The 14,170-nt window shown below is 40.1% G+C and carries 14 protein-coding genes; 9 read left to right on the top strand and 5 right to left on the bottom strand.

Annotated features, from left to right (window positions below; genetic code table 11):
• Nucleotides 1-24 precede the first annotated feature (24 nt).
• The 5 genes from B9Y81_RS05660 to ilvA all read right to left on the bottom strand — a co-directional run bounded on the left by B9Y81_RS05660 (nucleotide 25) and on the right by ilvA (nucleotide 4,863).
• Nucleotides 25-492 carry an outer membrane beta-barrel protein gene (locus B9Y81_RS05660; RefSeq protein ID WP_085536044.1) on the bottom strand — a complete coding sequence of 156 codons (468 nt, stop codon included), beginning with the start codon at nucleotides 490-492 and terminating at the stop codon, nucleotides 25-27.
• 38 nt (nucleotides 493-530) lie between these two features.
• Nucleotides 531-2,174, bottom strand: coding sequence for a dipeptidase (locus tag B9Y81_RS05655; RefSeq protein ID WP_085536043.1), 1,644 nt, complete (start codon nucleotides 2,172-2,174; stop codon nucleotides 531-533).
• 28 nt (nucleotides 2,175-2,202) lie between these two features.
• Nucleotides 2,203-2,391: a hypothetical protein gene (locus B9Y81_RS05650; RefSeq protein WP_085536042.1), complete on the bottom strand. Its 189-nt coding sequence runs from the start codon at nucleotides 2,389-2,391 to the stop codon at nucleotides 2,203-2,205.
• Between the two features lie 7 nt (nucleotides 2,392-2,398).
• The gene (locus B9Y81_RS05645) at nucleotides 2,399-3,517 is read right to left on the bottom strand and encodes a TlpA disulfide reductase family protein (RefSeq protein WP_085536041.1); all 1,119 of its coding nucleotides are present in this window, start codon (nucleotides 3,515-3,517) and stop codon (nucleotides 2,399-2,401) included.
• Nucleotides 3,518-3,612: 95 nt separating this feature from the next.
• Nucleotides 3,613-4,863 carry a threonine ammonia-lyase IlvA gene (gene ilvA, locus B9Y81_RS05640; protein WP_085536040.1) on the bottom strand — a complete coding sequence of 417 codons (1,251 nt, stop codon included), beginning with the start codon at nucleotides 4,861-4,863 and terminating at the stop codon, nucleotides 3,613-3,615.
• Between the two features lie 447 nt (nucleotides 4,864-5,310).
• Here ilvA and B9Y81_RS05635 point away from each other — a divergent pair, with 447 nt between their 5' ends.
• From B9Y81_RS05635 to uxuA, 9 genes are all read left to right on the top strand, one after another.
• The gene (locus B9Y81_RS05635) at nucleotides 5,311-5,859 is read left to right on the top strand and encodes a DUF5063 domain-containing protein (protein WP_085536039.1); all 549 of its coding nucleotides are present in this window, start codon (nucleotides 5,311-5,313) and stop codon (nucleotides 5,857-5,859) included.
• Nucleotides 5,859-6,434, top strand: coding sequence for a 3'-5' exonuclease (locus tag B9Y81_RS05630; RefSeq protein ID WP_085536038.1), 576 nt, complete (start codon nucleotides 5,859-5,861; stop codon nucleotides 6,432-6,434). The genes B9Y81_RS05635 and B9Y81_RS05630 overlap by 1 nt, the downstream gene beginning before the upstream one ends.
• Nucleotides 6,435-7,616 carry a class I SAM-dependent rRNA methyltransferase gene (locus B9Y81_RS05625; RefSeq protein WP_085536037.1) on the top strand — a complete coding sequence of 394 codons (1,182 nt, stop codon included), beginning with the start codon at nucleotides 6,435-6,437 and terminating at the stop codon, nucleotides 7,614-7,616.
• Between the two features lie 150 nt (nucleotides 7,617-7,766).
• A complete protein-coding gene (locus B9Y81_RS05620) occupies nucleotides 7,767-8,708 on the top strand; it encodes a malate dehydrogenase (protein ID WP_085536036.1) in 942 nt (313 codons plus the stop codon).
• A 214-nt stretch (nucleotides 8,709-8,922) separates the two neighbouring features.
• Nucleotides 8,923-9,558 carry a DUF7847 domain-containing protein gene (locus B9Y81_RS05615; protein ID WP_085536035.1) on the top strand — a complete coding sequence of 212 codons (636 nt, stop codon included), beginning with the start codon at nucleotides 8,923-8,925 and terminating at the stop codon, nucleotides 9,556-9,558.
• A gap of 86 nt (nucleotides 9,559-9,644) precedes the next feature.
• A complete protein-coding gene (locus B9Y81_RS05610; protein ID WP_085536034.1) occupies nucleotides 9,645-10,574 on the top strand; it encodes a DMT family transporter in 930 nt (309 codons plus the stop codon).
• A gap of 142 nt (nucleotides 10,575-10,716) precedes the next feature.
• Nucleotides 10,717-11,778 (top strand): LacI family DNA-binding transcriptional regulator, encoded by a 1,062-nt coding sequence (locus tag B9Y81_RS05605; RefSeq protein WP_085536033.1) that lies wholly within the window; start codon nucleotides 10,717-10,719, stop codon nucleotides 11,776-11,778.
• Between the two features lie 4 nt (nucleotides 11,779-11,782).
• Nucleotides 11,783-12,595, top strand: coding sequence for an SDR family oxidoreductase (locus tag B9Y81_RS05600; RefSeq protein WP_085536032.1), 813 nt, complete (start codon nucleotides 11,783-11,785; stop codon nucleotides 12,593-12,595).
• A gap of 26 nt (nucleotides 12,596-12,621) precedes the next feature.
• A complete protein-coding gene (gene uxuA, locus B9Y81_RS05595; protein WP_085536031.1) occupies nucleotides 12,622-13,797 on the top strand; it encodes a mannonate dehydratase in 1,176 nt (391 codons plus the stop codon).
• Nucleotides 13,798-14,170: the final 373 nt, after the last annotated feature.

Raw genomic sequence — 14,170 nt, 5'->3', positions numbered from 1 at the left:
TTATTAAAAAAACAACTCCTCTTATCAGAAAGTGTATCCGATGCGGATACCAGCTATCGCCTGATCTAAGTCAGACATGATATTATACTTCATTTCTAATCCGACGGTTATTTCTTTTGTCGCGTAAATCTCGCCTCCTAAACCAACATTCAAACCAAATCGGTTCATGCTGGAATGGCGCCACTTATAATCCCAAAATGTAAGTCCGACTCCGCCTAAGGGATAGAACCCAAACACATCACTCAGTGTAAACACATAATGTGCATTTATATCTATCGCCCATGCGTTCAATCCATTATTCTTTATAAAGTGAGATAAACTTGGAGCCAAACGCACCTCATCTGTCACATTATACTGAAGATCAATCCCTGCTATTACATTTTCAGTATCAAAAGCATGGCCTAATGTAAAACCGGCAGAAGTCTTTCCCTTCTGCGCATAGCCTACAGTTGTAATTACTGTAAGCAACAATAACATAATCACTCTTTTCATAACTTTTACCTTAATAAAAACGGTTTAAAATAAACTAATTATTCAGTTACACGTAAACGATCGCCGGCACTTTTCACAATGCTGCGGTAGTAAGTTTCGTCATATCCGGGGAAATCAGGATAAGCGGATAATCCATATCCGTTTTGTTTGAAACGTCCGTTTTCTTCCTTCTTTACATTTCCATCAATATATTTTACAATCAAATACTCGCCTAATTTTTTCCAACGTGCCGTAGCCTCATCCGAATTGGTAGAACTAAACCAGGTCAGGAATTTTGCAGCTTCTGCCGGGTCTTTTGCATAGAGTTCGGTAGCTGCTTTGTCGATTGCCGGCAAAACATCCTGATAACCGTTCTCTAATTCCTGTTGTACTTTACGGATATCTTCAATCATAAAGCTATATTTGTGGTATGCCATATTAGCCACCCAGTTATGAATCCAGAAAGCGGAAGTCCAGGAGAAGTTCATCATATCACCATTACCTACACGGTAACATTCAGGAGCAGCTTGCACTGAACAATACACAGGTGTAAACACGGCCATATCCGCATCGTCAACCGCAAACCAAAGTACACCCCCAACCGGATCGGGCAACCAGTTACGCATTTGCGGAACAATCACAAAACCTGATTGTTGTGTAGCAATAGCACGTTCATTTACGTAGGTCTTTCCGTCTATGGTAAAGTTCATCGGTCTCCAGCGATAAGGAACTTTATATGGTCCTGCGCCATCGTCATTTGTCATATCCAGATCTGTGCCTTCGTAATGATCACGCATTCCGTTTTGCACGTCCTGTACAGACAGTTTTCTATCCGGCTTAATGTAAAGAGGCATTGGTTCTTTGCTTGCGTCGCCTTTGATAAAGTCGGTATATTTATCCATTGTTTTATCATATTTGCGGAAGAAAGACCATACACGAGCTTCGCAACCACGCAAACCGCTAAAGTCGTATGGGCAATATGCATTCTGAAAACTGAAATCTTTATCTTTTCCTTTAAAATATCCCTTTTCACGCGCAAAAGAAACTACATCGGGAGAATACAAACAGTTTTCTTTATCATCAAACGGAATTTGTTGGATGCGTGATTGGTTGGCATGTGCTGCAATGCAATCATCCGGAATACGGATAGCTACCCAAACAGCTCCTTTATTACCTACGCCCTTACCGATCAACTCCATCATCCATACCTCATTTTTATCTGCGATAGAGAATGATTCACCACTACTATAGTAGCCATGCTCAGCTACCAGTCCGGTAATTACATCTATTGCCTCACGAGCTGTTTTTGAGCGTTGCAGCGCAATATAGATCAGGCTTCCGTAGTCCATAATGCCGGTTGTATCCACCAATTCCGGACGACCACCGAATGTACTTTCCGTAATTGCTACCTGATGTTCGTTCATATTCCCTACAACAGAATAGGTACGTTCTACTTGTGGAATCCGGCCCAACGGTTTATTGGTATCCCATTCACGGATTTCGAGCATACTCCCTTTAGGCCATACTGCCGCCGGCCAACGGTATAACTCTCCATACAAACCATGCGAATCTGCCGCGTAACTAATCATAACCGACCCATCGGCAGATGCTTTTTTCCCGATCAGGAAACTGGTACAAGCCATTGTTTCCGCCACTGAAAAAACAGCTAAAGCCGCCGCAACGATAAAATGCTTTTTCTTCATTATAATATATTTAGTTTGGTGTTAGAAGTTATTTAAAATTCTTACGGATAAAAAACAAGGTGATCGAAAAGTTAATCACGAATAGTCCCCCACTGCAAGCCAGATAGAATGCCATCATAGGTTTTTCGTTCTGATAAACAAAATAAAGTATTACTGTCGCAACAATTGTAAGTACAATAAGTGCAAGTAAGATACGCGTGATTAACTTCTTATTCATGACCTGATTATTTAAATAATTCTTCTAATTTTTGATTTAGTTTATCGCCATGTAATTGTTTCGCGATAATCGTTCCTTCTTTATCGATCAGTAACACATGAGGTATTGAGTTTACACCATACAATGCCGCACCTTCATTCTGCCAGCCTTTCAGGTCGGACAATTGAGGCCAGGTGATTCCCAAATCCTTGATTCCTTTTTCCCAGGCTGCTTTATCGCTGTCTAAAGATACACCTACGATATCGAATCCTTTAGCCTTGTATTTTTTATGTAAAGCCACTAAGTTTGGCATTTCTTTTCTACACGGAGGGCACCATGATGCCCAGAAATCAACCAAAACATAGTTGTTCTTTCCAATAAAATCAGACAATTTCTTAACCTCTCCTTTTACATCGGCCATCTCAAAGTCGGTCATTTTTTGACCTACCGCTACTTTCTTAAGCACATCAAGGTGGGCAATTAATTTATCAACACCCGGAGCGCTTTTAAATACAGAATCCGCTTTGGCAATCAGCTCAGCTTGGTCTGCTTCGTTCAGGTTGTAACGAAAATCAACGATTGTTTTTCCTGCTAACAATTTATTTGCATTCGATGAAAGATAGGCTTTTGCTTTGGCCGACAATTTTTCAGATGCTTTTTCATATTTAGCTTCCGCCGCTTCTGCAACAGCCTGATCTTCACTCTTCGCTTCCGCATAGATTTGTTGCATTTCCTCGTTAATGACAATTAATTCTTTCTGGAAAGCGGTAAAAGCGTCATTTTCCAACGTACCGGTTACTGCCGACACAGAATCTAAAACCGCATTGATTTTGGCATTTTCCAACGTGAATGTTGCCGAAAAAGGAGAATTTAAACCGGCAGAGGCACGTACCGGTTCAACCACGTCGGTACTAAAGCGAAGTGTGCGAAGAGCCGGGCTTGCCTGCTCTCCTTTTAAAGAGAAAGCTCCGTTAGTTACAAGAGCACTATCCAGCGGAGCAGCTTCACGGTCTCCATACGGATAAAGATAAACATACTGACCATTTAGTTCAGCGTCAGCCACTGTTCCGGATATCTGATAACCCGGCTTTTCACTGCAAGCTGCTAATAGGATAGCAGAACCGGCAAACAAAATTACTTTCTTCATCTTTTTCTTAATTATATTTGTGATAACCCAACACGGAATAAATCTCATCAAGTTATAAATGCGAAGATATAAAAAACACACATACACATGGTCATTTAGACCAAATAACCGAACAAATCGCTATCTTTATTTAACACCGTAAAGTCATATTCGTATTCATACATACGAGCGATCAGCGCATCATAATCTTCCCGACAGTTCAGTTCTATTCCAACAAGGGCGGGGCCGCTTTCCTTCTCGTTTTTCTTCATGTATTCAAAACGCACAATATCATCATGCGGACCTAACACCTTATTCACAAAGTCTTTCAACGCACTTGGGCGCTGTGTAAAACGAATTATAAAATAATGCTTCAATCCTTCAAACAAAAGAGAACGTTCTTTGATTTCCTGCATACGATCGATATCGTTATTACTACCGCTGATAATCGAAACCACGTTTTTACCCTTAATTTCTCCGGCATAATGCTTAATTGCCGCCGCGGCCAAAGCACCGGCAGGCTCTATCACAATAGCATCTTCATTATATATACGCAGAATAGCAGAACACACCTCACCTTCGGGTATCAGGCAGATATCATCTACAACTTCTTTACAAATGGAATAGGTAATATCACCCGCCCGTTTCACAGCCGCTCCATCTACAAATTTGTCGATTTTTTTTAACGTAACCGGAGCACCGGCTTCAAAAGCAGCCTTCATAGAAGCAGCACCAGCCGGTTCAACCGCGATTATCTTTGTGTTCGGTGAATGTTCTTTCATATAAGCACCCACACCGGCACATAGTCCGCCGCCGCCAACAGGGATAAAAAGATAATCCACGTTTTTAAGTTCTTCCAATATCTCAATAGCGATGGTTCCCTGCCCTTCAATAATACGGGGATGATCAAACGGCGGAATAAACGTCATTTGATGTTCCTTTGTGTATTGCTTCGCAGCTTCGGCACAATCGTCGAAAGTATCTCCTTTAAGAATCACTTCCACGTACTCTTTTCCAAACATTTTTGTTTGTTTGATTTTCTGTTTGGGTGTTGTTTGAGGCATAAAAATCACACCTCTGATTTCCATGGCACTGCAACTGAATGCAAATCCCTGCGCATGATTGCCGGCGCTTGCGCAAACCACTCCTTTTGCCAGCAGGTCCGGCTCCATACTCTTTATCATATTATACGCTCCACGCAATTTGTAGGAACGAACAACTTGCAAATCTTCTCTTTTCAAATAAACATTCGCGTCATACCGTGTAGAAATACGTTTGTTGTATTGTAATGGGGTTTTTTGAACAGCTTCCCGAATACGCTCACGGGCTTGCTCAATATGAAGATCAAAATCTGTAATAATTGACATACTACTTAATTAAGTTATTGGGATGTAAAGATAAATGTATTTTCTGAAAGTGAACAGACTGTTCGTTATCGAACATTATCAATTTTTCTTATATCCAATATTATCAACGAGTTACCTTTTTGGCACAGGGTTTGCCTACTATGTGGAGAAAAGGAAACACGGAGTAAAGGATATAGTATGAAAACGTTCGGTATTTATTTTCATTTACAAAGTACATTTTCCTTTCTCCACATATATCGAACATATTTTCCATATATGTAGAAAAACTTTACCATATCTGTAGAAAGCTTTTTCTATATATATGGAAAAAGAGAAATATAGTATATAAAACAAAAAGCATCCTTTTACAGGAGAGTTTTATACTTACTAATAATAAGTACTTCTTTTCGATAAATCGCAATATATTGCTACTTTTGCCAATTGAAAACAGTACACATTTCAATTGGTATGAAAGAGAACAATCCGATATATGAACGTAACACGCTGGAGTTTGTTACAGTAGCTTTAGAATACTGTACTTTCATTGAAAACACTAAAGACATAACGTTTTTGGATTTTGTAGACAAAGCCACGAAGCTGTTACCTTTATTGTATTTGAAAGCCACGTTATTACCCGATGTAGAGCAAGACGATGATGTAGATCTGGAACCGACCGTTACAGAAGGCATGTATGAATCGGTTAGAGAAATGATTTCGGGTCTTTTAGGTAAATACGATACTTATCTGGAAACTTTTCATCCCGACATGAAATATAGCGATGCGCCAATCGCAGCTTTTATTTCCGAGAATCTGGCAGATGTTTATCAGGAAACGGGCGACTTTGTTGCTCTTTTCAGGCTGGGAAATGAAGAAATAATGCAGGAAGCAATTGCTGTATGCCGTATTAATTTTATAGAATTCTGGGGACAATCATTGTTAAACGCATTGAAAGCTTTGCATACGGTAAGATTCGAAGCAAGCTTTGACTCAGACGAAAATGAAGAGGAAGAAGAATAATGCAGTACATGCAAACTATTACCAAAGATCAGATATCCGCACTACCTGTCGAAGAATACACAAGCCGTATTATTGTAATAGATACGGAAGAAGACGTAGCTAAGGCTGTAAAATATTTGCTGAATTTTAAACGGGTTGGATTTGACACGGAAACACGTCCGAGCTTTAAAAAAGGACAAAATTACAAGGTAGCCCTGATGCAGTTAGCAACAGAAGAAGTATGCTTTCTTATTCGATTAAATAAGGTAGGCATCCCCCCTATGTTGAATGAATTTCTAATGAGCGACACGACTTTGAAGATCGGACTTTCGTTAAGGGATGACTTCGGTGCCATGAGAAAGCGCACGGATATTGAACCTGCTAACTTCGTTGATCTGCAAAATTTCGTAGGGAAATATGACATTAAAGAGGCTAGTCTGCAAAAGATATATGCGATATTATTTGACAAGAAAATATCTAAAGGACAGCGGCTAACAAATTGGGAAGCCGACACACTGACCGAATCTCAGCAAAAATACGCGGCATTAGATGCGTGGGCTTGCCTGAAAATATATAACCATTTGAAACAAGGATAAATGAGCAATTACAGAGTATTTCTAAAACCAAAGAAGGAGGAATCCCTATTACGGTTTCATCCCTGGGTGTTTTCCGGTGCAATTCAGAAAATAGAAGGAGAACCGGAGGAGGGCGATCTGGTAAATGTATATGGAGCAAATGGAAGCTTTCTGGCCGTAGGTCACTATCAGATTGGAAGTATTGCTGTGAGAATACTTTCTTTCAAACAAATTAACATCGACAAGGATTTCTGGGAAGAACGTATTCGCATCGCTTACGAGCTAAGGCGCACGTTGAAATTGACCGGTGGAGACAACAACAATACCTATCGCCTGATACACGGAGAAGGAGACAGCCTGCCGGGATTGATCGTAGATGTATATGCAAACACGGCGGTTATACAGGCTCATTCCGTTGGAATGCATCATTCGCGCAATCAGGTTGCCGATGCTATCCATTCTATTATCACAGAGATCGACAATATTTATTATAAGTCTGATGCTACACTCCCGTTTAAAGCGAATCTGAATAATGAAGATGGTTATTTATATGGAGGAACAAACATTGAAACAGCGTTGGAATACGGACTTAAGTTCAATGTAGATTGGGTAAAAGGGCAAAAGACAGGCTTCTTTGTTGACCAACGGGAAAACCGTTCTCTATTGGAATTTTACGCTACAGGACGCTCGGTACTGAATATGTTCTGCTATACCGGCGGATTTTCCTTCTACGCTATGCGTGGAAATGCAAAATTAGTTCATTCGGTTGACAGTTCCGCCAAGGCTATTTCGCAGACGAAACAAAATATCGAACTGAATTTTCCGGAAGACACACGGCATGAAGCTTATGCCGAAGATGCCTTCAAGTACTTAGATAAAATGGGTGAGAATTACGACTTGATCATTCTGGATCCACCGGCCTTTGCCAAACACAGGAATGTTTTGCGTAATGCATTACAGGGATACCGCAAATTAAACGCTATCGCCTTTGAGAAAATCAAACCGGGAGGAATCTTATTCACCTTCTCCTGTTCGCAGGTTGTAAGCAAGGAAAACTTTCGGCTGGCCGTATTCAGTGCAGCTGCCCAATCAGGTCGTAACGTACGGATTCTACATCAGTTAACGCAACCGGCAGATCATCCGGTCAACATCTACCATCCCGAAGGAGAGTACCTGAAAGGGCTGGTCTTGTTTGTTGAATAGTTAGAGAAAAGAAAGTTTAACTAATTTAGCATCGATATAGACTCTTTTTATATACGGAAAAATTTCTTTATTACATGATAGGATTGTACCTTTGTCATGATTAATTATAGAAGTTGTATTAGTAAATAACATATAAAAATTCAAATTATTATGTCTAAAGTAACAGTTGTTGGCGCCGGTAATGTGGGTGCTACATGCGCAAATGTTCTTGCGTTTAATGAAGTGGCTGATGAAGTAGTAATGCTTGACGTTAAGGAAGGCGTATCCGAAGGTAAAGCTATGGATATGATGCAGACTGCTCAATTGCTTGGTTTTGACTCTACACTTGTAGGTTGTACAAACGACTATGCAAAAACAGCAGATTCTGATGTAATTGTTATCACCTCAGGTATTCCTCGTAAGCCGGGTATGACTCGCGAAGAATTAATCGGTGTGAACGCAGGCATTGTTAAAACAGTAGCTGAAAACGCATTGAAATATTCGCCAAACGCTATCCTTGTTGTTATTTCTAACCCAATGGATACAATGACTTATCTTGCACTTAAATCTTTAGGTTTACCAAAGAACCGTATTATCGGTATGGGTGGTGCATTAGACAGCTCTCGTTTCAAATATTATTTATCTCAGGCTTTAGGCTGCAACGCTAACGAAGTAGAAGGTTTGGTAATTGGTGGACACGGTGACACCACAATGATTCCTTTGGCTCGTTTGGCAACATACAAAGGTGTGCCTGTAACAAGCTTGTTAAGCGCTGAAAAGATTGAAGAAGTAGTAAAAGCAACAATGGTTGGTGGTGCTACATTGACAGGTCTTTTAGGTACTTCTGCATGGTATGCACCGGGAGCAGCAGGAGCTTATGTTACTGAAGCAATTATTCACAACCAAAAGAAACTTATCCCATGTTCGGTTGCTTTGGACGGTGAATATGGTCAGTCAGACATCTGTATCGGTGTTCCAGTTATCGTTGGTAAAAACGGTATCGAAAGCATCGTTGATCTGGAGCTGAACAGCGCTGAAAAAGAATTGTTCGCAAAGAGCGCGGATGCAGTTCGCGCTACGAATGCAGTATTGAAAGAAATCAACGTACTTTAATTTTAAGTACGTAAATAGTTTTAGCAGGAGCCGGCTTTTCGAAGTCAGCTCCTGTTTTTTTTACATCCTCAGATAATTAAGGTACACCAAGACGTATCAACACACAAAACAAGTCTATTTATTTCAATTGTATATCTGAGAAAGATCACATTTTAATACGTATTTGTTTAGAAATATTGTATGTTTGTGTTATAACATAAAAAATTAGTAATTTATGAATCCCACTTTCACTATTAGCGAAACTTTTTCTAAAGCATGGAAAGTTGTTAAAGCAAACATTTGGGTATTAGTCGGACTGATTATCGGCTATTCAATTATCTCTTTTACATTGACCATACTTTCCGGAAGATCATTAACATTCAATATCGTTTCGGCTGTTTTCTCCTTAATCATTGGAGGATTGTTCGGTCTGGGCTATTTAAGAAATCTTTTTCAGGCACTTGATGGGGAAGAACCTCAGTTTTCCGCTTACGGACAAGAAAGTCGTAAGCTATTAAAATACATTGCCTCCTCCATAGTCTATTCGATCATTGTTACAATTGGAATAATATTACTGATCATTCCCGGTATATATTTAGGCATTCGTCTTCAATTTTATTCAGCATTTATCGTTGATGAAGATTGTGGCGCTATTGAATCGCTAAAACGCAGTTGGGAAATAACAAAAGGACAGGAATTACCTTTATTTCTGTTATCCCTTGTCATGATTCTGATTTCAATTATTGGAATGCTTCTATTAGGCGTAGGTATATTTGTTGCCGTTCCGGTTATTTATACCATGTACCTGATCGTATATCGCGTGCTTAACTCGCCGGTCAACATTCAAAACGAAGTTATAGAGGAACAATAATATAATTTGAATAAAAAAACAAATAATCCGGGGGCTCTTGAGTTTCCGGATTATTTGTTTTTTTACTTTTGCCGAAATTTTCATAAATGAATACAAAGGTTAAAGGTTATATCTTGGCGGTTATCGCAGCAGCTACTTATGGAATGAATCCATTGTTTGCACTCCCCCTATATCAGGCCGGTATGGATCCGGACTCTGTATTGTTCTTTCGTTATATGCTTGCTATACCAATTCTGGGCATCATGCATAAGGAAAGAGGGCGTAATTTCAAACTTAAAAAGCGGGAGTTATTGCTACTTATTGCTACCGGCCTCTTAGTTGCCGTATCTTCGCTTACGTTATTCCAAAGCTATAACTATATGGATGTAAGCATTGCCTCTACTTTGTTATTTGTTTATCCCCTTATGGTGGCACTGATCATGATGATCGGCTTTAAAGAGAAAATGACTTGGCAAACCATGCTATGCCTCTTGTTGGTTATATTAGGGATAGGACTATTATATAAAGGTAGCGACGGCTCAACGCTTAGCATTTGGGGTTGCCTTTTGGTGTTGGTATCGGCAACTTCCTACGCACTTTACATGGTGCTAATCAACAAATCGATCCTTAGGCAGATAGCAACGTTAAAAATTACATTCTACGTTTTACTTTTCGGGCTGTCGCTTTTCCTTGTACGTACTGATTTCGGCCAAAGCCTTATTGTTCCTCAATATTGGTATTTATGGGCTAATCTGCTGGCGCTCGCCATATTTCCCACGGTTATATCATTTCTGTGCACAACCAGCGCCATTAATAGTATTGGTTCAACTCCTACAGCTATTCTCGGTGCTTTGGAGCCTGTAACAGCTATCTTTTTCGGTATCGCAATTTTTGGAGAAGTACTTACGCCAAGACTTATTGCAGGGATAATACTTATTATCCTAGCAGTAACTTTCGTTGTAGCAGCAGCTCATCTGGAAACATATATTGTGCGTTTAAGAAAACTGTTTCCGCGTCTTCCATTAAAAAAGAAATAAAGTTTTCTTGGTCTTCTCTCCTTCTGATTGTATTTTAGCGTATTGAGTTGTTAAATATTTCTCTTCAAATAGTTGACTACTGATTAATTTACTATATATTTGTTTTTGTGCTCGAACACATAGAGAAAATCATAAACGCAATATGAATAAGAATTACAGAATAAAGGATATAGCGGAGCTATCAGGAGTTTCGACAGGAACAGTAGATCGCATCTTACATAAACGCGGAAAAGTTTCTATCGAAGCCAGGGAAAAAGTAGAGAAAGTACTTAAAGAAATTGACTATCATCCGAACCTGATCGCACGTTCGCTCGCGCTAAAAAAACAATATCATCTGATCACTGTTACCCCCATTGTTCATGCCGGTAGTTATTGGGATCAGCTATGTGTGGGTATTGAAGCTGCTGAAAATGACTTATTCAGTTACAATGTAAAGGTAAAGCGTTTATATTTTGACCAGTATGATAAGGATAGTTTTGACCAGCTCATTCCGCAGATAGAGAACACGGACTGTCAGGGTGTGGTGATCGCCACCTTATTTAAGGAAAGCGTTCTGAGCCTTACAAAAATGCTGGATAAAAAAGAAGTACCCTATGTGCTTATTGATGCCTACATCGAAAACACACAAGCAATTTCTTACTATGGTACACCGTCGTTTGATTCGGGGTATATTGCCGGCAGACTTATTTTTAATCAGATAAGAAATGACGAAGATCTTGTTATTTTCAAAGTCTCACGCAAAGGGAATCAGGCAAGTACACAAGGGCAGATTCGCGAAGAAGGCTTCCGTAAATACCTCTCCGAGAAAGATTACAAAGGACGAATCTATTCACTTGCTATTCAAGCCGGTGATGACGATAAAAACAAAGAGCTCATTCATGAGTTCTTGCACAATCATCCGCAAATAAACAAAGGCATTATATTTAATTCCAAAGCCTACATGATAGGAAATTATTTGAGTGATAATGACGCGAGGGAAGATTTCAAATTAGTTGGCTATGATGCCATTGAAGGCAACATACAATACCTGAAAGACGGGCGTATTACACACCTCATCGCTCAACGACCGGAAGTGCAAGGCGTTAATTGTATTAAAGCGCTTTTCCGTCATTTGGTATTAAAAGAAAAGAACGAACCGATTAACTATATGCCTATTGATATTTTGATGAAAGAAAATATACAATACTATAATAATTATATTTAATATCATGAATCAACTATTTAGTGTAGAAGAAAAAGTAATCTTGTTAACCGGCGGATGTGGAATCTTAGGTGCCTGCATGACTAAGCATCTGGCCAAAGAAGGGGCTATTGTGGTAATTCTTGACCGCGATCCGAATAAAGGTAAAGCCTTGGTGGAAGAAATCACAGGCGAAGGAGGAAAAGCATTATTCCTATTAACAGACGTACTTAAAAAAGAGATTTTAGAAGCAAACAAAACCGACATCTTAAAAGCTTATGGACGGATAGATGTGTTGGTAAACTTAGCCGGAGGTAATCAGGCAGGAGCAACAATTCCTCCCGATAAAACAATATTCGATCTGGATATCGACGCTTTCCGCTCGGTAGTAGATCTGAACTTGTTTGGCACAGTTCTGCCTACCGTTGTATTCTCTGAAGTAATGGTTAAGCAAAAGAAAGGAAGTATCATCAATATATCGTCCGAATCAGCACTGAGACCGTTAACAAGAGTAGTAGGATATGGTTGTGCGAAAGCGGCAGTGAGCAATTTTACGCAATATATGGCTGGTGAGCTGGCACTTAAATTCGGCGAAGGCTTACGGGTTAATGCCATGGCTCCGGGTTTCTTCCTTACGGAACAAAACCGCGCTTTGATGACTAATCCCGACGGAACACCATCACCAAGATGTCAGACAGTAATGGCACATACGCCCTTTGGCAGACTGGGTAAACCGGATGAACTGTTAGGAACTCTGCAATGGTTAGCCAGCGATGCGTCTGCATTTGTTACAGGTACAGTTATTCCTGTTGACGGTGGATTTGACGCCTTTTCAATCTAAATATGAACTTTTAAAAATCGGAGACTATGTATTTATGTGAGCAAACATGGCGATGGTATGGTCCGAACGACCCTGTCAGCCTATGGGATGTCCGCCAGGCGGGAGCAACCGGTATTGTAACGGCACTTCACCACATTCCAAACGGTGAAGTATGGCCCCTGGATGAGATCGAGAAAAGAAAAGAAATGATCGAAGCTGTAGGTTTAAAATGGAGTGTGGTAGAGAGTGTACCCGTACACGAACACATTAAAACGCAAACCGGAAATTTCCAGAAATATATCGAAAACTATAAGCAATCTATTCGTAATCTGGGCGCGTTGGGAATCAATATTGTAACCTATAATTTCATGCCCGTATTAGACTGGACGCGTACCGATCTGGCGTATACCTTGCCCGATGGTTCTAAAGCATTGCGTTTTGAGCGCGCGGCATTTATGGCATTTGATCTTTATATATTGCAACGCCCGGCTGCCGAACAAGAATATTCAGCGGCAGATAAAGCAAAAGCAAAAGCTCGTTTTGAAGCCATGAGCGATGAAGAAAAGCACACCCTCACCCGCAATATGATTGCCGGACTACCGGGTTCTGAAGAAAGCTTTACGATTGATCAGTTTCGTGCCGAATTAGAACGATATAAAGATATTGATAAAGAGAAGCTTCGCGCCAATCTCATTTATTTCCTTCGTGAAATTGCTCCGGTAGCAGACCAAGCGGGTGTAAGAATGGTGATCCATCCGGACGACCCTCCCTACCCCATCCTCGGACTTCCAAGAATATTAAGCACCGAACAGGATTTCATTAATTTGATTAAGGAAATACCGAACGAAAGCAACGGTTTGTGTCTTTGCACAGGATCGTTTGGCGTTCGTAGCGACAACGATCTGGCAGGTATGATGGAACGATTCGGAGACCGCGTTGACTTTGTACATTTACGCAGCACGCAGCGCGATGAAGAAGGAAACTTCTTTGAAGCAAACCATCTGGAAGGTGATGTTGATATATACGGCGTAATGAAAGCGTTGTTCGAACTTCAACAAAGGCGTGGAAAATCCATCGCTATCCGTCCGGATCACGGGCATCAGATGATTGATGATTTAAAGAAAAAAACCAATCCGGGCTATTCCTGCATCGGTCGCCTACGCGGATTAGCCGAACTAAGAGGACTGGAAATGGGTATTGCCCGTTCCATAGGAAACAAATAAGTTAAGGGAAATCTTTTTTACAGCCGTTACTGTTTGCAACTATACAGTAACGGCTTTTTTTACGCGAAAAATATCGGTGTTTCAGCATTGAACGGAATAGGCGGTTAGCAACAACGGTTTTTCATTTTTTAAGTTAAAAACAGGGGGAAATCTTCCGTTTTTGAAGATTCCAATACACCGCTGACAATCAACTCATTAGATACACCGAAAAACATAAAGGTTATTTTGCCGAAAATATCCTTTATATTCTGAAAAATAAAGGATATCTTTTTAAAAAGATAGTATTATAAAAAAACGCCTCTGCTTTAGGGGTAAATTTGAATTGTTAATTTATTTGTTCTCCAATTTAATTCAACCTGATTTTCTGCTTGAT

The organism is Massilibacteroides vaginae, from assembly GCF_900178525.1.
GTDB classification, from domain to species: Bacteria; Bacteroidota; Bacteroidia; order Bacteroidales; family Tannerellaceae; genus Massilibacteroides; species Massilibacteroides vaginae.
The sequence above is the reverse complement of the archived record's forward strand: the minus strand, read 5'-3'. Positions and strand labels throughout refer to the sequence as shown.